This is a genomic window from Lutibaculum baratangense AMV1, assembly GCF_000496075.1.
Lineage (GTDB): Bacteria > Pseudomonadota > Alphaproteobacteria > Rhizobiales > Tepidamorphaceae > Lutibaculum > Lutibaculum baratangense.
Genome location: NZ_AWXZ01000035.1, coordinates 142,022 through 162,724, shown reverse-complemented (window position 1 = coordinate 162,724; position 20,703 = coordinate 142,022). Strand labels below are relative to the sequence as shown.

Below are 20,703 nucleotides of genomic sequence, written 5' to 3'. Positions count from 1 at the left end.
TCCTTTTGGTGTTATGGCTGACGGATGCGACGGGCCTGGCGGCGCCGAAGGGATGGGCGGCTGTTTACCGCTCAACGGGCGGGCTTGAAAAGGCGCAACGTTGCGTCCGGGCCGGAATGAGGGAAAGAAAATGACCGACGAAGACCACCCGCGGACAGGCAGGGGCGCAGCGCGGGTGATGGGCATCCTCAACGTGACCCCGAACTCCTTCTCCGACGGCGGCCGTTTCGACGATTTCGACCGGGCGCTCGCCCAGGCGCGGCAGATGGTCGAGGAGGGCGCCGACATCATCGACATCGGCGGGGAATCGACCCGCCCGGGCACGCCGAAGACGGACGCGGAGACCGAGATCGCCCGCGTCAGGCCGGTGCTCGAGGCGGTCGTCGCGCAGCTCGACGTGCCGGTCTCGATCGACACGATGAAGGCACGCGTCGCGGAGATGGCGATCGAGGCCGGCGCGCGGATCGTCAACGACGTGTGGGCGCTGCGCCACGATCCCGACATGGCGGCCGTCGTCGCGCATCACGAGGTCGACCTCGTCATGATGCACAACCGCGACGGCTTCGACCCGGCCCTCGACGTGCTCGACGACCTCCGGCGCTATTTCGAGCACTCGCTGGGGCTTGCCCGGAAGGCCGGCATAGCGGACGACCGCATCTGGCTCGACCCCGGCATCGGCTTCGGCAAGACGCCGGCCCAGAGCCTCCTCCTCGTGAAGCGCCTCGACGCGCTGCGGGACTTCGGCTTCCCGATCCTGCTCGGCGTGTCGCGCAAGTCGTCGATCGGCCACGTGACGGGCCGGGCTGTCGACGACCGGCTGGCCGGCACGATCGCGATGAATGTGTGGGGATTGATCGACGGCGTGGACATCATCCGCGTCCACGACGTCAAGGAGCACGTCGACGCCGTCAAGATCGTGGAGGCCATCCGGAATGCGTGACACAGACACACTTCTCCTGCGCGGCATCGTCGTCTTCGCGCGCCACGGCGTCTATCGCGAGGAGGAGAGCCTCGGCCAGCGCTTCGAGATCGACCTCGAAGCCCGGCTCGACACGAGGCCCTTCGCCACCGCCGACGAGCCGACGGGCACGGCCGACTATGCCGCGCTCTACGAGACCGTCGTCGAGACGGCGACGGCCAGGCGCTTCAAGCTGATGGAGGCGCTCGGCGACCAGATCGCCCGGGCCGTGCTCGCCAGGTTCGAGGGCGTCACGGCGGCCCGGGTCGAGATCCGCAAGCCCTCGGTGCCGATCCCCGGCGTCCTGAGCCATGCGGGCTGCGTCATCTGCCGCGACCGCCGGGACGTGCCGGGCCCATGATCGAGGTCGGCTTCGGGCTCGGCAGCAATGTCGGCGACAAGCAGGGCAACATCTCCCGGGCGCTCGGCGTGCTCTTCGGCGCGGGCGCCATCGGATTTCTCGCGGCCTCGTCGTTCTACCGCACCCCGCCCTGGGGCTACGAGGACCAGGACTGGTTCGTGAACGCCTGCGCCGTGGGGAGGACCGCGCTCCTCCCGGATGCCCTCCTCGCCCGCGCCAAGCAGGTGGAGGAGGCTCTGGGCCGCGAGAAAACCTTCCGCTGGGGCCCGCGGCTGATCGACGTCGACATCCTCTATTACGGCGACCGGGAGGTCGCGGAGCCCGAGCTCGCGATCCCGCACCGCGAGCTCTTCAACCGCGCCTTCGTGCTGAAGCCGCTCGCCGAGATCAGGCCGGAGCTCGTGCTGTCGGGCCGGTCCGTGGCGGCGGAGGCCGACCGGAAGGACGAAGCCCTCGAGATCGTCGCGCCGCCATGGCGGCCGGCCGCGGGCTGAGCGGTCACCTCGCCGGCGTCATCGCTCCCGGCCAGCGGGCGAGGAGGTTCGCCTTCCGGTATTCGGGCTCGCCCGTGACCTCCCGGCCAACCCAGTCGGGAAGCTCGATTTCCTGGTCCTCGCGCTCGAGCTCGACCTCGGCCAGCACGAGCCCGCCGAGCAGGCCGGCATAGACGTCGACCTGCCAGGTCGTCCCCGAATACCGGACCACGTGCCGCGTCTTCTCGAGGACCGGCACGATGGAGAGGCTCAGAAGCTCCTCCGCGTCGGAGACGGGAATGCGGTACTCGTATTCGGCACGTCGAAGGCCGTCCCGCGGCCCCTTCACCGTCAGGGTCGCCTCCTCGCCGCAGACGCGCACCCTGACCTTCCCTTCACCGAAGCGGCCGATCAGGCCGTCGCGCAGGGTGCGACTCTCCGTCACCATGCCGCGCCAACCCTCGCTCGAAACGAGGAACTTCCGCTCGATCTCGATACCCATCACCACACCACCCGATCGAGCCCGCCCGGAGACGACGCACAGGTCAGCGATCCGCCTGTCCGTCGTCGCCGCGGCGCTCGTCGTCTTCCTCGCTTCGGGGAGCTTCGCCCGGATCCTCCTCGCCGCCATCGTCCCGACGCGCGTCGCCCGGCCGCTCGGCGCCTTCCTCCGCCCGGGAAGACTCCTGTTGCCGGGCCTCCTCCCCGCTGCGCTCGGAAGAACGGTCACGGGTCGTCCCGTCGGTCTCCCGGCCTTCGCGGAGAGTGTCGAGGAAGTGCTGTACCGCTTCGCCGAGCGCATGGTTGAGGCTCGCCGCGCCGGCCGCCACGAGATCCCTCAGCCAGTCCGAGGAGCCGAGCCCGCGGATCGTGGCTGCGGGATGGAGCGCCGCCTCGCGGGCCGCGGCGCTCGCCCGCTTCGGATCCCTGGCGAAGGAGGCGGCGGCCCGGAAGAGCAAGCCTGCGATGATCTCCTGTCCGGCGGGCGAGAGGAGGAAGTCGGCGAACGGGCCGCGCCGAAGCGGCTTCGGCACCTTCACGCCCAATATCTTCTTGGGAAGCTTGCGCTTGCGCTTGCTCTTGCCCTTCTTCGCCATCGGCGCCTTCCGTTCGCGACAGGTTGATGACAACGCTAGCCCCGAGGCGCCGTTCCGCGGGGCGCCCGGGGCGCCGCTTGCTCCTAGCGGCCGCCGCCGACGTCGACGAACGCGCCCGTCACGTAGGACGCGCGGTCCGACGCCAGCCAGAGGATCGTCTCCGCCACCTCCTCCGCCTTGCCGCCGCGCTGCATCGGCACGAAGCCCTTCAGGCGCTCGACCCTGTCCGGCTGCCCGCCGGAGGCATGGATGTCGGTCTCGATCAGCCCGGGGCGCACCGCGTTCACGCGGATGCCCTCGGCCGCCACCTCCTGCGACAGGCCCGTCGTGAGCGTGTCGATCGCGCCCTTCGAGGCGGCATAGTCGACATACTGCTTCGCGCCGCCGAGGCGGGCGGCGATCGACGAGACGTTGACGATCGCCCCGCCCCGTCCCCCGCGCTCCGTGGACATGCGCCTGACGGCCTCGCGGGCGCAGACGAACGCGCCCACGACGTTCACGCGCATCATCCGCTCGAGACGTTCGAGCCCCATATCCACGACCGGCATCGCCGGCGCGACGATGCCCGCGTTGTTGACGAGCACGTCGAGCCGGCCGAGCTCGCGGTCGACCTTCTGAAAGAGCGAGAGGATCTCCGCCTCCTCCGCCATGTCGGCCTTCACGATGATCGCGCGGCTGCCCGCGGCCCGCACGGCGTCCGCCACCTCCTCGGCCGCGTCCACCCGCGTGGCGTAGTTGATCGCCACGTCGTAGCCCGCCTCGGCCGCCAGCCGCGCGGTCGCCGCCCCGATGCCGCGGCTTCCCCCGGTGACGAGCATGATCCTGGGCATCGCTTTCTCTCCTCCCCAACCGTTCCCTGACCGGCATCGTGCCGCATCGGGCGACCGGGAACATCCCGCGGACGACGCAAGGCTCGCCGGACGAGAGGGCATGGCTGGTGCCATGCGAACGAAGCGTCGGAGAGGGACGAGCGCCTTGTTCCGAAGCCTGGCCAGGCTGCATGATCGGAAGCGCGTCAGTCTGACGCCCGACAGGAAGGAAGCCCCATGACCACGATACTCGGCATTTCCGGCAGCCTGCGGAAGGGCTCGCTGAACACCGCGCTCCTGCGGGCGGCGGAGCAGCTCATGCCGGAGGGCTCGACGCTTGACGCGGCGGGCGTCGAGGGCGTCCCGCTCTACAATGCCGACGACGAGGCGGCGGACGGTGTTCCGCCCGCCGTGGAGGAGCTGAAGCGCCGGCTGCGGGCCGCCGACGGCCTCATCCTCGTGACGCCCGAGTACAACAACTCGATCCCCGGCGTCTTCAAGAACGCGATCGACTGGATGAGCCGGCCCTCGAGCGAGATCGCGCAGCATTTCGGCGGCAAGCCGGTCGCGCTGATCGGCGCCTCGCCCGGCGGCTTCGGCACGATCCTGTCGCAGGAGGCCTGGCTGCCGGTGCTGCGCACGCTCCGCACGAGGCCCTGGTTCGGCGGCCGGCTCCTGGTCTCGCGCGCGAACACCCTCACCGAGGACGGCGAGATCACCGACGAGGCGACCCGCCAGAAGCTGGCGGAGTTCCTCGCGGGCTTCGTCGCCTTCGCGAAGGCCGGCTGAGGCCTGACAGGGGGTCTTCCTACCCCAGCCGCTCGCGCCATGCCCTCACTGCCGCGCGCACGTTCTCCGGCGAGGTGCCGCCCTCGCTCGTGCGGCTCTTCACGGAGTTCTCGACGCTCAGCACGCCGAAGACGGCCTCGGTGATGCGCGGCTCGATGCCCTGCATCTCCTGAAGCGACAGCTCCGCCAGCTCGCAGCCCTTGCCGTCGGCGAGGCCGACGATGCGGCCCGTCACGTGGTGCGCCTCGCGGAACGGCATCTTCAATTCGCGCACCAGCCAGTCGGCGAGGTCCGTCGCGGTGGAGAAGCCGGCGCCGGCCGCTGCGGCCAGCCGCTCGCGGACGGGCTCCATGTCCTTCACCATGCCGGTCATCGCGGCGACGGCGAGCTCGGCGGCGTCGATCGCGTCGAAGGCCGGCTCCTTGTCCTCCTGCATGTCCTTCGAATAGGCGAGCGGCAGGCCCTTCAGCACGATCGTCAGGCTCGTGAGCGCGCCCATGATGCGGCCGGTCTTCGCGCGGATCAGCTCGGCGGCGTCCGGGTTCCTCTTCTGCGGCATGATCGAGGAGCCGGTCGTCCAGGCGTCCGAGAGCTTCACGAAGCGGAACTGCGCCGACGACCAGATGACGATCTCCTCGGCGAAGCGCGAGAGATGGACGGCGAGGATCGAGAAGGCGGACAGCGTCTCCAGCACGAAGTCGCGGTCGGACACCGCGTCGAGCGAATTGGCCATCGGCCCGTCGAAGCCGAGCGCCTCCGCCGTCATCCGCCGGTCGATCGGGAACGAGGTCCCGGCGAGCGCGGCGGCACCGAGCGGGCTCTCGTTCATCCGCTTCCGCGCGTCCTGCACGCGGCCCCGGTCGCGGCCGATCATCTCGACATAGGCCATCAGATGGTGCCCGAACGTGACGGGCTGCGCCGACTGGAGATGCGTGAAGCCCGGCATCACGGCGTCGGCATGGGCCTCCGCCTTGTCGAGAAGCGCCAACTGCAGCCCCTTCAGGGCCTCGTCCATCCGGTCGAGCGTGTCGCGGACGTAGAGACGGAAGTCCGTCGCCACCTGGTCGTTGCGCGAGCGCGCCGTGTGGAGCCGGCCCGCGGCGGGGCCGATCATCTCCGTCAGGCGCGATTCCACGTTCATGTGGATGTCCTCGAGCGCCGTCGAAAACGTGAACGTCCCGGCCTCGATCTCGCCCCGGATCGCCTGTAGACCTTCCACGATCCGGTCGACGTCGTCGGGCGGCAGGATGCCGGTCGCCGCCAGCATGCGCGCATGCGCCTGCGAGGCGGTGATGTCCTGGGCATAGAGCCGCTTGTCGAAGTCGATCGAGGCGTTGATCGCCTCCATCACCTGATCGGGTGCGCTCTGGAAGCGCCCGCCCCACATCTTGTTGCTCATGACGGTCCTTGACGACGGGAAGGTAAGAGGTTTCGCGCGATGAGTTCGGACGGCACCCCCACCGAGACGAAGGCGGCGCCGCGCCGGCGCACGACGATGCTCGCCGGAGGCGCGCTCGCCGTCGTGCTGGGTGCTGCTGCGGTATACGGGATCGGCTTCGCCACTGGCAACGGCGAGGCTGCGGCCTGCGCCGCCGATCCGGCGACGCTGGCTGCGCTCGGCGAGAGGGCACGCGGCGAGGTGGCGGCCGTGATCGTGCCCGACGCGCCCGACCCGTTGCCCGAGATGCGCTTCTCCGACGAAGACGGTTCCGAGCGCGCCCTGTCGGAATGGAAGGGCAAGGTCGTGCTCCTGAACCTCTGGGCGACGTGGTGCGTGCCCTGCCGCGAGGAGATGCCGGCGCTCGACACGCTGCAGGCGGAGCTGGGGGGGCAGGATTTCGAGGTCGTCGCCGTGAACCTCGACCGCGGCGACGCGGAGAAGCCGCGCAAATTCCTCGCCGAGACCGGCATCGAGCACCTCGCCCTCTACCGCGACCCCGGGAACGAGATCTTCAGCACGCTGAAGAGCCGCGGCCGCGCCTTCGGGCTGCCGACGACGCTGCTGGTCGACGCGGAAGGCTGCGAGATCGGCCACCTTCCGGGCCCGGCCGACTGGGCTTCCGGAGACGCGCTGGACCTCGTGCGGGCAGCGCTTGGGCGCCCGGATCAGGGCGGCTGACGCGGGGCCTCAGGCCAGGAGGTCGATCTCGTTGCCGAGGCCGGTCTCGGTGAGGCGCTTGTTGATCTCCTCGGCCTTCGCCTTGTACTGCTCCTGCATCCGCTCGGCCGCCATCTGGAAGCTGAGCTGGACCTGGAGGGCGCCGGAGTTGACCTTCGTCGCGAAGAGCTTGTTGCCGAGCGCGGCCACGGTGGCCTCGCGCTGCTTGACGAAGTTCTTCCGCATCTGCTGGCCGTAGCCGTAGCGCTGCACCTTGGCGGCCTGGGCCTTCTTCCACATCGCTCCGCCGACCGCCATGCCGCGCTCCCCCTGTCCGTGCCCATGGTGCGGGCAGCTCGCGAGCGTAGGTTCGGCAGGCTTAAGGAGGTGTTAAGCGCTCGCGGCGCGCGCGGGATCAGCGGGTCGGAACCGGCTTCTCGCCGCGATAGTCGTAGAAGCCCCGCTGCGCCTTGCGGCCGAGCCAGCCCGCCTCGACATACTTCACGAGAAGCGGGCACGGCCGGTATTTCGAATCCGCAAGCCCCTCGTACAGCATCTGCATGATGGACAGGCAGGTGTCGAGGCCGATGAAATCCGCGAGCTCGAGCGGCCCCATCGGGTGGCGGGCACCGAGCCGCATGGCGGTGTCGATCGCCTCCACCGTGCCGACGCCCTCGTAGAGCGTGTAGATCGCCTCGTTGATCATCGGCAGGAGGATGCGGTTGACCATGAAGGCCGGGAAGTCCTCCGACACCGCGATCGTCTTGCCGAGCGAGGTGACGAAGGCCCGCGCCGTCTCGAAGGTCACGTCCTCCGTCGCGATGCCTCGGACGAGCTCGACGAGCTCCATCACCGGCACCGGGTTCATGAAGTGGATGCCGATGAAGCGCTCCGGCCGGTCGGACACCGAGGCGAGGCGCGTGATGGAGATCGACGAGGTGTTCGTCGCGACGATGGCGTCGGGCGACAGGTGAGGACAGAGCTCCCGTAGGATCTTCCGCTTCACCTCCTCGTTCTCGATGGCCGACTCGATCACGAGATCGACGTCGGACATCTCCTCGAGGCTGGCGGCGGCGGAGATCAGCCGCAGCGCGCTCTGGCGCGCCTCCTCGCCGATCTTGCCCGAGGAGACCTGGCGGGCGAGGTTGCCGTTGATCGTGGCGAGCCCCGCCTCGCAGCGCTCCACGCTCACGTCGTTGAGCTTCACCTCGTAGCCGGCCAGGGCGCAGACATGGGCGATGCCGCTGCCCATCTGTCCCGCGCCGATGACGCCCACGCGCCGGATCCGGTCTCCGCCCTCTGCGCTCACGCCGTCATACTCCGTGGCTTCCGTACGATCTCGGCTATCATGACAAGGCTGCGGCGTGAAGCCGTTTCGCACGGAACATCAATCTCCGAAGCCGGCCTTCTTCAGCTCCTCGTCGAGCGCGGGCAGCGCCTCGAAGAGGTCCGCGACGAGCGCGTAGTCGGCGACCTGGAAGATCGGAGCTTCCTCGTCCTTGTTGATCGCTGCGATCACCTTGGAGTCCTTCATACCGGCCAGATGCTGAATGGCACCTGAAATTCCGATCGCCAGGTAGAGCTCCGGCGCGACGACCTTGCCGGTCTGTCCCACCTGGTAGTCGTTCGGCATGTAGCCCGCGTCGACGGCCGCGCGGCTCGCCCCGATCGCCGCGCCGAGCCGGTCGGCGATCGGCGCGATGTACTTCTCGAAGTTCTCGCCCGACTGCATGCCGCGACCGCCGGACACGACGATCTTCGCGGAGGTCAGCTCCGGCCGCGCCGAGCGCGTCAGCTCCTCGCCCTCGAAGCTCGAGATCGACGGAAGCTCGGGCGCGGAGACGCTCTCCACCGCCGCCGAGCCCGAGAGCTCCGCCGGCGGGAAGGCGGTCGTGCGGACGGTCACGACCTTCTTGGGGTCCTCCGACGTCACGGTCTGGATCGCGTTGCCGGCGTAGATCGTCCGCACGAAGGTGTCGCTGCCCTCGATGCCGATGACGTCGGAGACCTGCATCACGTCGAGGAGCGCCGCCACGCGCGGCATCATGTTCTTGCCGTCGGTCGAAGCCGGCGCGACGATCGCGTCGTAGTCGCCGGCGAGCGAGACGATCAGCGCCGCCATCGGCTCGGCGAGGTGATGCTCGAGCGCGTCCGCCTCGACGAGCAGCACCTTGCGCGCTCCGTCGATCTTCGCCGCCGCCTCCGCGGCGGCGCCGCATCCCTTGCCGGCGATCAGCACGTCGAGATCGCCACCCAGCGCCTTAGCGGCGCTCGCGGCCTTCAGGCTGCCGTCGTTGATCGTGGTGTTGTCGTGCTCTGCGATCAGGAGGACGGCCATCTAGAGGACTCCCGCTTCGTTCTTCAGCTTCTCGACGAGTTCCGCGACGCTGCCGACCCTGACGCCGGCCTGGCGGCCCGCTGGCTCCGCGACCTTCGTCACCTTCAGCCTCGGCGTCACGTCGACGCCGAAATCGTCGGGCGTCTTCTCGTCGATCGGCTTCTTCTTCGCCTTCATGATGTTCGGCAGCGACGCATAGCGCGGCTCGTTGAGGCGCAGGTCGGTCGTCACGATCGCCGGCATCGCGAGCTTGACCTTCTGCAGGCCGCCGTCGACCTCGCGGGTGACCATGAGACTGCCGTCCGCCGGCTCGAGCCTCGAGGCGAAGGTGCCCTGGGGCCAGCCGAGCAGCGCCGCGAGCATCTGGCCGGTCTGGTTGCAGTCGTCGTCGATCGCCTGCTTGCCGAGAATGACGAGGTCCGGGCTCTCGGCCTCGACGACGCCCTTCAGGATCTTCGCCACCGCGAGGGGCTCGAGACCCGGCTGGTCGGTCTTCACGAGGATCCCGCGATCCGCGCCCATGGCGAGCGCGGTGCGGATCGTCTCCTGGCACTGCTGCGGCCCGGCGGACACGGCGACGATCTCGGTCGCGACCCCCTTCTCCTTCAGGCGAATCGCCTCTTCCACGGCGATCTCGTCGAACGGGTTCATCGACATCTTGACGTTGGCCAGTTCAACGCCTGAGCCATCGGCTTTCACGCGGATCTTGACGTTGTAGTCGACGACCCGCTTGACGGCCACGAGCACCTTCATGAGCGGCGACACTCCTCGATGACGGAAACGCATCCGGTCCCGGATGGAGCGGGAACGCTTCCGACCGGCCGGCAGGTTGGCGCCGGCTCCGGAAAGCCCGTTGCTTTCGAAGTCGGCTGAGGTGCGGCGGACGGTAATGACCGGGTCTGGGCAAGTCAACGCCGACCGGCGTCACCGCACATCGGGCGGCTGGGTGGCGACGAGACCGCGGTCGAACAGGGGCACGCCGCGCCTGCGAAAGAAGGGAACGAGCGCCGCTCCCGTCAGCATCCCGCCGACATGCGCCCACCAGGCGACACCCTCGTCCACCGCGCCGGCCGCCATGACGAGCTGCCACGCCACCCAGAAGCCCAGCACGTACATGGCGCTGAGCCGCAGCGGCACGCGCCAGAGGACGAGGATCCAGACCTTCACCCGCGGATGCAGCATGAGGTAGGCGGCGATAACTCCCGCCGCCGCGCCGCTCGCGCCGATCAGCGGCGCCACCGAGTCCGGGAAGAGCACGGCGTGGGCGAGGCCCGCCCCGATGCCGCAGAGGAGGTAGAACGCGAGGAAGCGCAGGTGCCCCATCGCGTCCTCGACATTGTCGCCGAACACCCAGAGGAAGAGCATGTTGCCGAGGAGATGCAACCAGTCTCCGTGAAAGAACTGGTATGTCAGGAGCGTCAGGTTCTCCGGCACGACGACGTACTCGGCCGGCAGCATCTGATAGTCGTTGAAGACGGCCGGGATCACTCCGAACGACACGGCAGCCACCTCCACCGAGCCGGGCGCGCCCAGCGCCACGAAGGCGTGGATCGCCGTCATCACCGCGATCAGCGACACCGTCACGTACTGGAACGGCAGGTGGCGCAGCGGATTGTCGTCGCTGATCGGAATGAACATGGGCCTTGGCCGCCTCCGAACGGAACACGCTGCCTGTTTACAGCAGGGCCGGATCGAGGAATAGCGGGCCCTCCGGGGCAGCTCCACTGCGGCGAGAGGCCCTAATTCGCCAAAGAACGCTCGAGCACGGTCGTTACGAACTTGTTGAGGCTCATGCCGGCCCGTCTGGCCGCAGTTGACAGGGCCCGATGAAGCCGGGGCTCGGCTCGCACGACGAATTGGCCCGAGAAGGGCTTCTCCGGCTCCTCGCCCCGCTCCTTACAAAATGTCAGATAGTCCTCCACGGACTCCGCCAGAGCCTCCTTCAGCTCACCCACCGAACGTCCCTGGAAGGTGATCACGTCGCGCAGGTTGATAACCTCCCCGTGGAAGATCTCAGCCTCCTCGTCGAACTCGACCACCGCCTCGTAGCCGTTGTAGTGCATCATGCTCATCGCGTTACGCCCGCCTCCACCAGGAACCGCCGGACCGACTTCACAGCTCCCTTGTCGGTCTCCTTGCGCGGGTGCGGCCTGTGAAACACCGCCCGGACACCGTTGAGTGCCACTCGCACACGCGAACCTTGCCCTTCGCTGAGGTCTGCACCGAGCGCCTCGAACAGCGCTTCGATGTCCCGCCAAGCGATGGCGCCGGAGACCGGATCGGCGAAGACCGACTTCAGCGTCTCCCGATGCTTCGTGCCGAGCTTCATGAAGTATCACTTCATAGTATCATTTCAAGAGGGGACGCGGCTGCGCCTGCCTGCACGATGGCGCCGATCAAGAGGTGACACCCCCTCCTACCGGTTCTGCCCGGCCACCCAGAGCACGTCGCCGCTTCCCTTGCCGTTCGCGTAGCGGGCGGCCACGAAGAGCAGGTCGGAAAGCCGGTTCACGTAGCGCAGCGCCATCTCGCTGACGATCTCGCCCTCGCGCCGCGACAGCTCGACCATCTCGCGCTCGGCCCGGCGCACCACGGTCCGGGCGAGGTGCAGGTGGGCAGAGGCCGGCGTCCCACCCGGCAGCACGAAGGACATGAGCGGCTGAAGCTCCGCGTTCAGCCGGTCGATCTCGGCCTCGAGGCGCGCGACCTGCGACTCCACGACGCGGAGCGGCTCGAAGCCCGACGCCTCCCCCGTCTCGGGCGTGCAGAGGTCGGCCCCGAGATCGAAGAGATCGTTCTGCACGCGCATCAGCATCGCGTCGAGCTCGGCGAGAGCCGGCTCGGCCGAGATGTGCAGCCGCGCCATGCCGATCGTCGCGTTCGCCTCGTCCACCGTGCCGTAGGAGGCCACCCGCAGGTCGAACTTCGCCCGGCGCGGGCCGGTCGCGAGGCCGGTCGAGCCGTCGTCGCCGGTGCGGGTGTAGATCTTGTTCAGCCTGACCACGGGTTCTCCTGCTCCTGTCAGCCGCCGCGCGCGACGAGCACGAAGAGGACGATCAGCACGACCGCCCCGAACTGCAGGATCACGCGCCACCGCATCAGCGTCTGCGACCGGTTCGGGCTGCCGCCGCGCATCATGTTCACGAGGCCGAGGATAAGGACGACGGCGACCGCGACCAGCGCCAGCTGGACGCCGTAGAATGTGAGGATTTCGGCCATGGGCGGAGCCTTCGGCTTCAGTTCAGCGCGAGGATCGCGCCGTTCAGCGCGCAAGCATAGAGCACCCAGGCGAGGTAGGGCACCATCAGCGCCGTCGCGAGCGGCGAGAGGAGCCAGAACAGCCGCATCGTCCAGACGATGGCCGCGATGAGCGCCAGGATGACGATCAGGCCGAGGAGCGGGCTGTGCAGCCCGAAGAAGGCCCACGACCAGGCCGCGTTGAGGACGAGCTGGACGAAGAAGGCGGTGAGTGCCGCGCGCACCTCGGGCGCCCCCGGATCGGCGCGCCAGACGAGCCAGGCCGCGACCGCCATGGCGATGTAGAGTGCCGTCCAGACCGGCGTGAACACCCAGTTCGGCGGCGTGAAGCCCGGCTTCGCCAGCCCCTCGTACCACGTCCCGACATTCGGGATCGTCGCCCAGGAGCCGAGCGCGCCGGCTGCGAGGCACGCCAGGAGCAGCCCCGCCAGCACGGCGGCGCTCTTGACGGGCTGCGGCTTCATCAGTTCGCGATCGCGCACCAGGGACATTCGGCCTCGGACCCCTCTTTCCAGATGTCGGCCCCGACTTCTAGAGGAAACGGCGCCGCAACGCGACGCCGTTTCCACGGAATGCGGACCTCTCGGGGCCCTACGGCGGCCGCGCCTCAGTGGTTCAGGAGAACGTCCTCGATCTTGTCGACGGGATGGCCGGTGAGATCCTTGTTGACCTCCTCGACGATCCGGTCGGCGACCTCCTTGTGGTACTCCTTGCGCAGCACGCCGAGCGTCCTGGGCGGTGCGACGACCACGAGCTTGTCGAACCGTCCCTTGTGGGCGGCCTTGTAAAGCGCCTGCGCGATCTCACCGGCGAAGCGGTCCTCCTCGATCTGGTGCCAGTCGGTGTAGCCGACCCCGCTCTTGTGGCCCGGCCCCGCGTCGTAGAGGCGGCCCGGCCGGTCGGTGCTCTGCTCGCGGGTGGAGGGGTTCTCGTGCTCGAGAACGTTCTCGACCTCGAGGTTGGGCGCATCCGCGGTGCCCTTGTTCCTGAGGAAGATCGCCTTCCTGCCGTCGCCGACGAAGACCAGTGCGTCAGCCGGGATCTTGGTGGCCGTCATCGGGCCTCTCCTTCTGTTGTGACCGTCTCGGACCTTGCCGTGAACGCGCCCGGCCGGCCCCAGGTTCGGGGGCCCCGGAGGCGTCGCGGGCGGCGTGCGCCTGCCGGACCTCGCGAGCGGGATCTTTCCGCGACAGGTGACTGTGGTGCAACGGGCATCGTAAGTGGAGCGTTGCAGTATCGATTCCCGCGACCCAGCTCGAGACAGGCATGAACGCCACGAGCCCTTCGGACGGAGACGATGGCGAGGCGGACAAGCGGCTGAGGCGCCAAGCCACGAAGACGCGCGACCGCACGACGGCGCCACGCCTGCGCAAGGCGCTGCGCACCCGCGCGGCGAAGGGCGCGTGGTGGTTCAGCAAGGCCGTCTACAAGGCGGGCGAGCGCTTCATCTACGACGACGGGCTCTACATGGCGAGCGCCCTCGCCTTCTCGATCATCCTGGCGATCTTCCCCTTCATCATCTTCATGACCGCCACCGTCGGCTTCCTCGGCGGCGAGGCGCTGGCGCAGCTCCTGACGGTCCACGTGTTCGACGTGTTCCCCGAGGAGGTCGCCTCGACGCTCGAGCCCGAGATCGACAACGTGCTGCGCGACGCGACCACCGGCCTCGTCACCTTCGGCCTCGCGGTGATGCTCGTCTCCGTCTCGAGCGCCATCGAGACGGTGCGTGGCGGCCTCAACCGCGCCTACGGGATCCTCGAAGACCGCTCCGTCGTCCGGACGCGGCTCGAATCGCTGCTGTTCATCTTCGTCACGACCTTCGCCCTGATGCTCGTCGCGCTCGCCGCCGTCGTCGTGCCGATCGTCTACAACATCGCCCTGCCGATCCTGCCGACCCACCTCGCCTACAGCGACGCGGTGGGGCGGATGCGCCTCGCCGTGACCGCGGCCGTTCTGACGCTGCTCCTGTGGGCGCTGCACCGCTATCTGCCGGACTGGAAGGGCCCGCGCCCCTCGGTCTGGCCGGGCATCCTCGCCACGCTCGTCCTCTGGTACCTCGCGGCGAAGGGCTTCTCCCTCTACCTGCGCTTCTTCGGCGGGTACACGCGGACCTATGCCGGGCTCGCCGGCATCGTGGCGGCCATGATCTTCTTCTACGTGGCCTCCGTGATCCTGCTCTTCGCGGGCTCGCTCAACAGGGCGTTCGCCGAGGCCTGGGCGAAGCGGCGGGCGGAGCTCGCGATGCGGCGCTTCGAGGAGGGGCACGCCCGTCGGCCGCCGCAGGGCGACGCCTCCGACAGCGGCTGACGCCCGCGCGCCAAGTACGTCTCCGCTCCTTCTACAACCGCTTTCGCGACTGTCGGGTATCCAACAGACCTTTTCTGCTCCTCCCACTAATAGATCGACAACCGATAGGTGCAGCGCGAGGCCGCGCTGGTCGTTTCCGGATTTGGGGTGGGGAGGACAGGTCTGGTGGAGAACCGCTCGCACGAGCTGGCGCTGCGCGAGATCCGCCACCGCCTGTCGAACAGCTTCCAGCTGATCAACAGCTACATACAGCTTCGGGCGCGGCGTGTGGCGGGCGAGGAGACGCGGCGGGAGCTCATGGAGCTCGCGAACCTCGTCCAGTCGATCGGCACGCTGCAGGAGCAGCTGGCGGCGCCGGGAGGCGACTTCGCAGGCTTTCTCGACCAGGCCGCGCAGAACTGGAGGCGCCTCGGCGCCAGCGACGGCCACGATGCGCTCCGTGTCGAGGTCGAGGCCGAGCCGATCGCGCTGCCCGACCAGACGGTGTGCACACTGGCCCTGATCGCGCACGAGCTCGTCACGAACGCGATCGAGCATGGCTTTCCGGCTGGGAGCTCGCGCCGTCTGCGGATCCTCTTTCGCCGGGACGGGCAGGAGGTCGAGCTCGCCGTCGTCGACAACGGCCGCGGCGCCGCCGAGGACGCTGCCGACGGCCAGGGATCGATGGGCCTGCATCTCGTGGAGATCCTGTCGAGGCAGCTCGGCGGCCGCTTCGAACTCAGCTCCGGCCAGGGGACGGTGGCCTCGGTCCGCCTGCCCTCCGCCGAACGAAGGTGATCGCATGTCCCGCCAACAACAAAAAGGTCACGATGCGGCAGCCGTCCTCTAGCCTTGGGCCCAGCACCAACACGCTCCTCTCAGCGCTGCCGAACGCCGAATTCGCCCTGATAGAGCCTCACCTCCAGGTCGTGGAGCTCGAGCGCGGTCGCCAGCTCTTCGGCGACGGCGACGGCATGGCGCATGCCTATTTCCCCCATGACTGCGTCGTCTCCCTCGTCTCGGTCATGCATGACGGGCGCAGCGTCGAGATGAACGGCATCGGCCGCGAGGGCTTCATCGACCCGGCCCTCGCGCTCAGGGCGGTGCAGCCGCTCGGCCGCTACCTCGTCCAGCTTCCGGGCACGGCCTGGCGCATCGAGGTGGAGCGGCTGAACGAGACGATGGCGATCAGCCCCGCGCTCCGCGCCCACCTGATGTGCTACACGGAGGTCTTCCTGCGGCAGTCGCTGCAGCTCGTGGCCTGCAGCGCGCTCCATCCGGTCGAGGCGCGGATCTGCCGCTGGATCCTGACGACGCGGGACAGGCTCGCGCGGCCCGAATGCCCGGTGACGCAGGACGTCATCGGCGAAGTGCTGGGCGTCCAGCGCTCGACTGTCTCGCTGGCGGTGCGGAACCTTCAGGCGGCCGGGCTGATCGGCACGCGCCGCGGGGCGATCGAGATCCTCGAGCCCGACGGACTTTTCGATAGCGCCTGCGAATGCTATTCGATCATCCGCCGGCATTTCGAGGAACGGCTGCCCGGAACCTACGGATAGAAGAGAACACGTGACTGCGCGAGGCCGATGAACGACACGTCACAGCACTTGCGCAACCGTCTCCTGGCGGCGATGCGGCCGGAAGACCTCGAACGCCTGGTGCCGCATCTTCAGCCCATGGAGATGACCGCCGGCGTCATTCTTTACGAACCCGAGGACCTGCTCGACACGGCGTACTTCCCGTACGACGCGGTGATCTCGATCGTCTCGGTGATGCGCGACGGCGGCGTCGCCGAGATGGCCACCGTGGGCCGCGAAGGGGTCGCGGGCTTCGCGTGGCCCACGAGCAGCGGCCGCGCGCCGGGCCGCCACCTCGTGCAGCTCCCCGGCAGCGGCGCGAGGATGCCCCTGCAACGGCTGCATGCCGTCGCCGCGGAGAGCGTCGATCTCCAGCACCTCCTGCTGCGCTACATGGAGGTGTTCCTGCGCGAGACGATGCAGCTTGCCGCGTGCAATGCCCTGCACCCGGTCGAGGCGCGCTGCGCCAGATGGATCCTGATGACGCAGGACCGCGTCGGTTCGCCGGAGCTGCGCCTCACCCAGGAATTCCTGAGCGAGATGCTCGGCGTCCAGCGCACGACCGTCTCGCTCGTCACCCGCACGCTCGAGCGGCAGGGCCTCATCCGCAACCGCCGCGGCCTGATCGAGGTGATCGACCGGAGCGGGCTCGAGGGCGCGAGCTGCGAGTGCTACCGCGTGATCGAGGACAATCTGGGCCGCCTCCTGCCCCTCGCCCCCGAGTGATCAATCAGTGAAGCGTCGCGCCGGCCCGCGCGGGCGACATCGCCGCGTAGAGGGCGTTCGCGATCTGGGTGCCGTCGCGGGGGGTCTCGAGGACCGCGGAAAAGCCTGCGTGCTGGAGGACCCGGTTCAGTTCGCCCGTGCCGAGCGCGATGATCGGCAGCACGGGCGCGCAGCGGTCACGGATCGCCCGCGCCGTCGCGAGCCCCGCCGTGCCGTCCATCGCCACGTCGATCATCACGCAATCGAAGTGCTCGCGGCAGAAGCGCAGCAGCGCCTCCTCGGCACAACCGACGGCGACCATCTGCAGCCCCGTCCGCTCGATCAGTGATCCGACGAGCAGACGCGTCACGGGGTCCGGGACGGCCAGCAGAACCCGTGCGGGCGACCTCGAGTCTCGCGCGCCATCTTGGTCTGCGGATACGGTCATCAACTGGTCCTTCTGTGGCTGAAGCCCTCCGCCGGCTCGCCGTTCGGCTCACCGGCGAAGGGCCACGCCTCCCTGTTGTTGCGACGACGCTAGCCCCCCGGGGCTTAATCAACCCTCAAGCGGAATGCTTGATGTCGATTAACCTAAACGCGGCCTGTCCGCGCAGCCCGGCCATGCATCCCCGCGGGTGGCGCGAATGGATTGCGGCGTCTAACCTCGCCTCTCCCGCCGCCGGCCCAGCCTCAATGCTCGACTCCATCGTCGCCATCGCCGCCATCGTCATTCCGGTCTTCGGCCTCATCGGGATCGGCTTCGCCTCGGTGAAGACGAAGCTCCTCAAGATGTCCGTCGGCGACGGTCTGGCCGATTTCGTCTTCATCGTCGCGCTGCCGGTCCTCTTGTTCAAGACGCTCGCGACGGCCGAGCTCGGCGACGTCTCCCCCTGGCCTTTCCTGATCAGCTACTTCGCGGGCGTCGCGGTGGTCTGGACCGCGAGCGACTTCACGGTGCGCCGCATCTTCGGCCGCGACGCGCGCTCGGGCGTCACCGCCGGCGTGTCCGGCGGATTCTCGAACATCGCCCTCGTCGGCCTGCCCTTCTCCATCTCGGCCTTCGGCGAGGCCGGCTCCGTCCCGGCCGCCACCCTCCTCGCGGTCCACCTGCCGATCATGATGACGGTGAGCACGCTCCTCGTGCAGCGCGCGGAGCGGATCGACGGCACCTCGGAGGCCGGCGTGTCGCTCGGCCAGACCCTCCTGCGGGTCGGCGGCAACCTGATCCGGAACCCGCTGATCGTCGGCATTCTCGCGGGCGTGGCTTGGTGGCTCACCGGCCTGCCGATCACCGGCATTCCGCGCCGGCTGATCGACATGCTGACGGCGCCCGCCGTGCCCTGCGCGCTCTTCGCCCTCGGCATCAGCCTCGCGCGCTACGGCATCAGCGGCAACATCCGGCCCGCGCTCGTCATCGCCGGCCTGAAGCTCGTCCTGCTGCCGGCCTGCGTCTATCTCCTCGTCTCGAACCTGACCGACCTGCCGCAGATCTGGATCAACGTCGCGACGATGGCCGCCGCCTGCCCCACCGGAGTCAACGCCTGGCTGATCGCGAGCCGCTTCGGCACCGGCCTCGCGCTGTCGGCGAACGTCATCACCATGTCGACCGCCATGGCCGTGGTCTCGATGACGGTCTGGCTCGCGATCCTCACCCACTGATCCCCGAGCTTCCCAAGCCGATCATCTGCCGGATCTCTCCCGGCGAGCGGCCCGCCTCGCGGAGCGCGCGCAGCGCCGTGTCCTGCCGGCTCTTGGAGAGCTTGCGCCCGTCGTCGCCGAGGATCAGCCGGTGGTGGCGGTAGAGCGGCTCCGGCAGCCCGAGGAGACGCTGCAGCAGGCGGTGGACCGAGGTCGCCTGGAAGAGGTCGCGGCCGCGCGTCACGTGCGTCACGCCCTGCAGCGCGTCGTCCAGCGTCACCGCCAGGTGATAGCTCGCCGGCACGTCCTTCCTGAGGATCACGACGTCGCCCCAGGCGAGCGGATCCGCCCGCACCTCCGAGACGGACCCGTCCTCGTCGAGTTCGCGCCAGGAAAGCCCCTCGCCGGCCACGGCGACCGCCCGGCCCATGTCGAGCCGCCAGGCCGGGCGAAGGCCCTCCGCCTCGAGCCGGTCCCGCTCATCCCCGCCGGGGCCGCGATGGACGCCGGGATAGACCGGCGCCCCGTCCGGATCCCGCGGCCAGGGCCGCCCGCTCTCCGCCTCCCGCGCCGCCACCGCGTCCGCGATCTCCCGCCGGCTCGCGTAGCAGGGATAGAGGAGACCCGCGTCCTTCAGGCGTTCCGCCGCTGCCTCGTAGGCCGGAAAATGCTGCGACTGCCGGCGCACGGGCGCCTCCCAGGAGAGGCCGAGCCAGGCGAGATCTTCGTAGATCGCGCTCTCGAACTCCGGCCGGCAGCGCACGACGTCGATGTCCTCGATTCGCAACAGGAACCGGCCACCGAGCGCTCTCGCGGTGTCGTGGGTGACGAGGGCCGAGAAGGCGTGGCCCAGATGGAGGAACCCGTTCGGGCTCGGCGCGAAGCGGAGGACGGGCTGGCTCAATGTCGCGGATCCGGTCGGTCTGTGCGGTTTCGGGTATCACAGGCGGTCGTCCGGCGCCTATGGTCGCGGCCATCATGAGCGAGAGACTGAACACTCAGGAAGACCTCGCGCGGGCGCTTTCCGCCCTCGGGAGACGCGACGCGCGGCTCACGAGCCTCGTCGAGCGGGAAGCGGGGACGCCTGTGCGGCGGCGGACGCCGGGCCTGGAGGGGCTCGTCCACTGCATCATGGGGCAGCAGGTCTCGGTCGCGAGCGCCGCCGCCATCTGGGGGCGCCTCAAGGCAGCCACCCATCCCTTCGATGCCGAGACGCTCGCCTCCCATTCCGACGAGACGCTCCGCTCGGCCGGCCTCTCCGGCGCGAAGGTCCGCACGGTGCGGGCGCTGGCCGCCGCGGTGCTGGACGGGCGCCTCGACCTCGACGCGCTCTTTCGCATGCCCGACGACGAGGCGAGGGCCGCCCTCGTGGCGCTTCCCGGCATCGGGCCGTGGACGGCAGAGCTCTACCTCCTCTTCTGCGAGGGCCGGGGCGACATTTGGCCGGCGGGCGACCTCGCGCTCCAGGTCGCGCTGATGGACGCGCTCGAACTCCCCGAGCGTCCGAATGCCTTGTCCGCACAGGAGATCGCGGCCGACTGGCGCCCCCACCGCGGCGCCGCCGCCCATCTCTTCTGGGCGCATTACCGCCGGATCAAGGGCAGGTCGGGCGTGCCGCTCTGACGCGTTCCGCGAGGGCATCGTGTCAGCATGTTGTGGCGCTTCACATGCCTGACACAACGGCTATACTATACCTCGTCCCAGTCGCCGTCCCGCGGCGGCCGGTGATTCCGGTGAGGAGCGGTCCTTGACGATTCACGTCTCACCCCAGGCCTGCCCGGCCCTGGTGTTGAATGCGGACTTTCGTCCACTGAGTTACTTCCCGCTGTCCCTGTGGTCGTGGCAGGACGCGGTGAAGGCGGTCTTTCTCGACCGGGTGAACATCGTCTCCGAATACGAGAACGCGGTCCGAAGTCCGAGCTTCGAGATGAGGCTGCCAAGCGTCGTCTCGCTCAAGGAATATGTCAGACCCTCCCGACACCCCGCCTTCACCCGCTTCAACGTCTTTCTCCGCGACCGCTTCTCCTGCCAGTACTGCGGCTCCCGCGAAGACCTCACCTTCGACCACGTCATTCCCCGCTCCCGCGGCGGGCAGACCACCTGGGACAACGTCGTCGCGGCCTGCTCGCCGTGCAATCTCAGGAAGGGCAACAAGATGCCCAAGGATGCCGACATGCATCCCTTCCAGCGCCCCTTCGCTCCGTCGGTGAACGACCTGCAGCGCAACGGCCGGGCCTTCCCGCCGAACTACCTGCACGAGAGCTGGATGGACTATCTCTACTGGGACACCGAGCTCGAGCCCTGATCGGGCTGCGTCGG

Annotated in this window: 29 protein-coding genes; 12 read left to right on the top strand and 17 right to left on the bottom strand. The window is 69.0% G+C overall.

The window, feature by feature from the left end:
• Positions 1 to 130: 130 nt before the first annotated feature.
• The 3 genes from folP to folK are packed head-to-tail and all read left to right on the top strand — an operon-like array spanning position 131 to position 1,813.
• Positions 131 to 940 carry a dihydropteroate synthase gene (gene folP / locus N177_RS12750; RefSeq protein ID WP_023432765.1) on the top strand — a complete coding sequence of 270 codons (810 nt, stop codon included), beginning with the start codon at positions 131 to 133 and terminating at the stop codon, positions 938 to 940.
• Entirely contained in the window at positions 933 to 1,319 is a 387-nt protein-coding gene (folB, locus tag N177_RS12745; protein ID WP_023432764.1) for a dihydroneopterin aldolase, read from the top strand. Before folP ends, folB begins: the two co-directional genes overlap by 8 nt.
• Entirely contained in the window at positions 1,316 to 1,813 is a 498-nt protein-coding gene (gene folK / locus N177_RS12740; RefSeq protein ID WP_023432763.1) for a 2-amino-4-hydroxy-6-hydroxymethyldihydropteridine diphosphokinase, read from the top strand. Before folB ends, folK begins: the two co-directional genes overlap by 4 nt.
• Positions 1,814 to 1,817: 4 nt before the next feature.
• On the opposite strand, the gene N177_RS12735 is transcribed toward folK, so the two are convergent.
• The 3 genes from N177_RS12735 to N177_RS12725 form a co-directional block, all read right to left on the bottom strand.
• Positions 1,818 to 2,294: a CYTH domain-containing protein gene (locus N177_RS12735; RefSeq protein ID WP_040485713.1), complete on the bottom strand. Its 477-nt coding sequence runs from the start codon at positions 2,292 to 2,294 to the stop codon at positions 1,818 to 1,820.
• 43 nt (positions 2,295 to 2,337) lie between these two features.
• Entirely contained in the window at positions 2,338 to 2,889 is a 552-nt protein-coding gene (locus N177_RS12730) for a hypothetical protein (protein WP_023432761.1), read from the bottom strand.
• 83 nt (positions 2,890 to 2,972) lie between these two features.
• Positions 2,973 to 3,719: an SDR family oxidoreductase gene (locus N177_RS12725; RefSeq protein WP_023432760.1), complete on the bottom strand. Its 747-nt coding sequence runs from the start codon at positions 3,717 to 3,719 to the stop codon at positions 2,973 to 2,975.
• 216 nt (positions 3,720 to 3,935) lie between these two features.
• Between N177_RS12725 and N177_RS12720 the strand changes: the two genes are divergently transcribed.
• Positions 3,936 to 4,487 carry an NADPH-dependent FMN reductase gene (locus tag N177_RS12720; protein WP_023432759.1) on the top strand — a complete coding sequence of 184 codons (552 nt, stop codon included), beginning with the start codon at positions 3,936 to 3,938 and terminating at the stop codon, positions 4,485 to 4,487.
• 19 nt (positions 4,488 to 4,506) lie between these two features.
• Here N177_RS12720 and argH read toward each other — a convergent pair whose 3' ends face one another.
• Entirely contained in the window at positions 4,507 to 5,886 is a 1,380-nt protein-coding gene (argH, locus tag N177_RS12715) for an argininosuccinate lyase (protein WP_023432758.1), read from the bottom strand.
• Between the two features lie 39 nt (positions 5,887 to 5,925).
• On the opposite strand from argH, the gene tlpA reads away from it, so the two are divergent.
• Positions 5,926 to 6,606, top strand: coding sequence for a thiol:disulfide interchange protein TlpA (tlpA, locus tag N177_RS12710; RefSeq protein WP_023432757.1), 681 nt, complete (start codon positions 5,926 to 5,928; stop codon positions 6,604 to 6,606).
• Positions 6,607 to 6,615: 9 nt separating this feature from the next.
• Here the strand turns inward: tlpA and N177_RS12705 are convergent, their stop codons facing one another.
• From N177_RS12705 to N177_RS12655, 11 genes are all read right to left on the bottom strand, one after another.
• On the bottom strand, positions 6,616 to 6,903 hold the full coding sequence (locus N177_RS12705) for a hypothetical protein (protein ID WP_023432756.1): 288 nt from the start codon (positions 6,901 to 6,903) through the stop codon (positions 6,616 to 6,618).
• A 97-nt stretch (positions 6,904 to 7,000) separates the two neighbouring features.
• A complete protein-coding gene (locus N177_RS12700) occupies positions 7,001 to 7,837 on the bottom strand; it encodes a 3-hydroxybutyryl-CoA dehydrogenase (RefSeq protein ID WP_051402380.1) in 837 nt (278 codons plus the stop codon).
• A gap of 135 nt (positions 7,838 to 7,972) precedes the next feature.
• The gene (locus N177_RS12695; protein ID WP_023432754.1) at positions 7,973 to 8,923 is read right to left on the bottom strand and encodes an electron transfer flavoprotein subunit alpha/FixB family protein; all 951 of its coding nucleotides are present in this window, start codon (positions 8,921 to 8,923) and stop codon (positions 7,973 to 7,975) included.
• Positions 8,924 to 9,676, bottom strand: a complete 753-nt coding sequence (locus N177_RS12690) for an electron transfer flavoprotein subunit beta/FixA family protein (protein WP_023432753.1) — start codon at positions 9,674 to 9,676, stop codon at positions 8,924 to 8,926.
• 171 nt (positions 9,677 to 9,847) lie between these two features.
• Positions 9,848 to 10,561: a rhomboid family intramembrane serine protease gene (locus N177_RS12685; protein WP_023432752.1), complete on the bottom strand. Its 714-nt coding sequence runs from the start codon at positions 10,559 to 10,561 to the stop codon at positions 9,848 to 9,850.
• A gap of 101 nt (positions 10,562 to 10,662) precedes the next feature.
• On the bottom strand, positions 10,663 to 10,995 hold the full coding sequence (locus N177_RS12680; RefSeq protein ID WP_040485712.1) for a type II toxin-antitoxin system HicB family antitoxin: 333 nt from the start codon (positions 10,993 to 10,995) through the stop codon (positions 10,663 to 10,665).
• The gene (locus N177_RS12675; RefSeq protein WP_023432750.1) at positions 10,992 to 11,252 is read right to left on the bottom strand and encodes a type II toxin-antitoxin system HicA family toxin; all 261 of its coding nucleotides are present in this window, start codon (positions 11,250 to 11,252) and stop codon (positions 10,992 to 10,994) included. The genes N177_RS12680 and N177_RS12675 overlap by 4 nt, the downstream gene beginning before the upstream one ends.
• Before the next feature lie 87 nt (positions 11,253 to 11,339).
• Positions 11,340 to 11,927: a cob(I)yrinic acid a,c-diamide adenosyltransferase gene (locus N177_RS12670; RefSeq protein ID WP_023432749.1), complete on the bottom strand. Its 588-nt coding sequence runs from the start codon at positions 11,925 to 11,927 to the stop codon at positions 11,340 to 11,342.
• Between the two features lie 17 nt (positions 11,928 to 11,944).
• Complete coding sequence (locus N177_RS12665) at positions 11,945 to 12,142, bottom strand: twin transmembrane helix small protein (protein ID WP_023432748.1); 198 nt, start codon at positions 12,140 to 12,142, stop codon at positions 11,945 to 11,947.
• Positions 12,143 to 12,159: 17 nt separating this feature from the next.
• Entirely contained in the window at positions 12,160 to 12,672 is a 513-nt protein-coding gene (locus N177_RS12660) for a TspO/MBR family protein (RefSeq protein WP_040485711.1), read from the bottom strand.
• Between the two features lie 116 nt (positions 12,673 to 12,788).
• Positions 12,789 to 13,238: a host attachment family protein gene (locus tag N177_RS12655; protein ID WP_023432746.1), complete on the bottom strand. Its 450-nt coding sequence runs from the start codon at positions 13,236 to 13,238 to the stop codon at positions 12,789 to 12,791.
• Between the two features lie 209 nt (positions 13,239 to 13,447).
• Between N177_RS12655 and N177_RS12650 the strand changes: the two genes are divergently transcribed.
• The 4 genes from N177_RS12650 to N177_RS12635 all read left to right on the top strand — a co-directional run bounded on the left by N177_RS12650 (position 13,448) and on the right by N177_RS12635 (position 16,767).
• Positions 13,448 to 14,488, top strand: coding sequence for a YihY/virulence factor BrkB family protein (locus N177_RS12650; RefSeq protein ID WP_023432744.1), 1,041 nt, complete (start codon positions 13,448 to 13,450; stop codon positions 14,486 to 14,488).
• A gap of 165 nt (positions 14,489 to 14,653) precedes the next feature.
• Complete coding sequence (locus N177_RS12645; protein WP_023432743.1) at positions 14,654 to 15,265, top strand: sensor histidine kinase; 612 nt, start codon at positions 14,654 to 14,656, stop codon at positions 15,263 to 15,265.
• Positions 15,266 to 15,297: 32 nt separating this feature from the next.
• Positions 15,298 to 16,023 carry a Crp/Fnr family transcriptional regulator gene (locus tag N177_RS12640; RefSeq protein WP_040485760.1) on the top strand — a complete coding sequence of 242 codons (726 nt, stop codon included), beginning with the start codon at positions 15,298 to 15,300 and terminating at the stop codon, positions 16,021 to 16,023.
• A 27-nt stretch (positions 16,024 to 16,050) separates the two neighbouring features.
• Complete coding sequence (locus tag N177_RS12635) at positions 16,051 to 16,767, top strand: Crp/Fnr family transcriptional regulator (RefSeq protein WP_023432741.1); 717 nt, start codon at positions 16,051 to 16,053, stop codon at positions 16,765 to 16,767.
• A 4-nt stretch (positions 16,768 to 16,771) separates the two neighbouring features.
• Here N177_RS12635 and N177_RS12630 read toward each other — a convergent pair whose 3' ends face one another.
• Positions 16,772 to 17,116, bottom strand: coding sequence for a response regulator (locus tag N177_RS12630; protein ID WP_023432740.1), 345 nt, complete (start codon positions 17,114 to 17,116; stop codon positions 16,772 to 16,774).
• A gap of 323 nt (positions 17,117 to 17,439) precedes the next feature.
• On the opposite strand from N177_RS12630, the gene N177_RS12625 reads away from it, so the two are divergent.
• Entirely contained in the window at positions 17,440 to 18,405 is a 966-nt protein-coding gene (locus N177_RS12625; protein ID WP_023432739.1) for an AEC family transporter, read from the top strand.
• Here the strand turns inward: N177_RS12625 and gluQRS are convergent.
• On the bottom strand, positions 18,395 to 19,288 hold the full coding sequence (gluQRS, locus tag N177_RS12620; RefSeq protein WP_023432738.1) for a tRNA glutamyl-Q(34) synthetase GluQRS: 894 nt from the start codon (positions 19,286 to 19,288) through the stop codon (positions 18,395 to 18,397). The two genes, N177_RS12625 and gluQRS, sit on opposite strands and share 11 nt — an antisense overlap.
• A 74-nt stretch (positions 19,289 to 19,362) precedes the next feature.
• Here gluQRS and N177_RS12615 point away from each other — a divergent pair, with 74 nt between their 5' ends.
• The gene (locus N177_RS12615; RefSeq protein WP_040485758.1) at positions 19,363 to 20,007 is read left to right on the top strand and encodes a DNA-3-methyladenine glycosylase family protein; all 645 of its coding nucleotides are present in this window, start codon (positions 19,363 to 19,365) and stop codon (positions 20,005 to 20,007) included.
• Between the two features lie 124 nt (positions 20,008 to 20,131).
• Positions 20,132 to 20,689, top strand: a complete 558-nt coding sequence (locus tag N177_RS12610; RefSeq protein ID WP_040485710.1) for an HNH endonuclease — start codon at positions 20,132 to 20,134, stop codon at positions 20,687 to 20,689.
• Positions 20,690 to 20,703: the final 14 nt, after the last annotated feature.

Bases quoted from the DNA above. Each gene is read 5' to 3' on its own strand.
- folP (WP_023432765.1), top strand. From the start codon at position 131: ATGACCGACGAAGACCACCCGCGGACAGGCAGGGGCGCAGCGCGGGTG.
- folB (WP_023432764.1), top strand. From the start codon at position 933: ATGCGTGACACAGACACACTTCTCCTGCGCGGCATCGTCGTCTTCGCG.
- folK (WP_023432763.1), top strand. From the start codon at position 1,316: ATGATCGAGGTCGGCTTCGGGCTCGGCAGCAATGTCGGCGACAAGCAG.
- N177_RS12735 (WP_040485713.1), bottom strand. From the start codon at position 2,294: ATGGGTATCGAGATCGAGCGGAAGTTCCTCGTTTCGAGCGAGGGTTGG.
- N177_RS12730 (WP_023432761.1), bottom strand. From the start codon at position 2,889: ATGGCGAAGAAGGGCAAGAGCAAGCGCAAGCGCAAGCTTCCCAAGAAG.
- N177_RS12725 (WP_023432760.1), bottom strand. From the start codon at position 3,719: ATGCCCAGGATCATGCTCGTCACCGGGGGAAGCCGCGGCATCGGGGCG.
- N177_RS12720 (WP_023432759.1), top strand. From the start codon at position 3,936: ATGACCACGATACTCGGCATTTCCGGCAGCCTGCGGAAGGGCTCGCTG.
- argH (WP_023432758.1), bottom strand. From the start codon at position 5,886: ATGAGCAACAAGATGTGGGGCGGGCGCTTCCAGAGCGCACCCGATCAG.
- tlpA (WP_023432757.1), top strand. From the start codon at position 5,926: ATGAGTTCGGACGGCACCCCCACCGAGACGAAGGCGGCGCCGCGCCGG.
- N177_RS12705 (WP_023432756.1), bottom strand. From the start codon at position 6,903: ATGGCGGTCGGCGGAGCGATGTGGAAGAAGGCCCAGGCCGCCAAGGTG.
- N177_RS12700 (WP_051402380.1), bottom strand. From the start codon at position 7,837: ATGGGCAGCGGCATCGCCCATGTCTGCGCCCTGGCCGGCTACGAGGTG.
- N177_RS12695 (WP_023432754.1), bottom strand. From the start codon at position 8,923: ATGGCCGTCCTCCTGATCGCAGAGCACGACAACACCACGATCAACGAC.
- N177_RS12690 (WP_023432753.1), bottom strand. From the start codon at position 9,676: ATGAAGGTGCTCGTGGCCGTCAAGCGGGTCGTCGACTACAACGTCAAG.
- N177_RS12685 (WP_023432752.1), bottom strand. From the start codon at position 10,561: ATGTTCATTCCGATCAGCGACGACAATCCGCTGCGCCACCTGCCGTTC.
- N177_RS12680 (WP_040485712.1), bottom strand. From the start codon at position 10,995: ATGAGCATGATGCACTACAACGGCTACGAGGCGGTGGTCGAGTTCGAC.
- N177_RS12675 (WP_023432750.1), bottom strand. From the start codon at position 11,252: ATGAAGCTCGGCACGAAGCATCGGGAGACGCTGAAGTCGGTCTTCGCC.
- N177_RS12665 (WP_023432748.1), bottom strand. From the start codon at position 12,142: ATGGCCGAAATCCTCACATTCTACGGCGTCCAGCTGGCGCTGGTCGCG.
- N177_RS12660 (WP_040485711.1), bottom strand. From the start codon at position 12,672: ATGTCCCTGGTGCGCGATCGCGAACTGATGAAGCCGCAGCCCGTCAAG.
- N177_RS12655 (WP_023432746.1), bottom strand. From the start codon at position 13,238: ATGACGGCCACCAAGATCCCGGCTGACGCACTGGTCTTCGTCGGCGAC.
- N177_RS12650 (WP_023432744.1), top strand. From the start codon at position 13,448: ATGAACGCCACGAGCCCTTCGGACGGAGACGATGGCGAGGCGGACAAG.
- N177_RS12640 (WP_040485760.1), top strand. From the start codon at position 15,298: ATGCGGCAGCCGTCCTCTAGCCTTGGGCCCAGCACCAACACGCTCCTC.
- N177_RS12635 (WP_023432741.1), top strand. From the start codon at position 16,051: ATGAACGACACGTCACAGCACTTGCGCAACCGTCTCCTGGCGGCGATG.
- N177_RS12625 (WP_023432739.1), top strand. From the start codon at position 17,440: ATGCTCGACTCCATCGTCGCCATCGCCGCCATCGTCATTCCGGTCTTC.
- N177_RS12615 (WP_040485758.1), top strand. From the start codon at position 19,363: ATGAGCGAGAGACTGAACACTCAGGAAGACCTCGCGCGGGCGCTTTCC.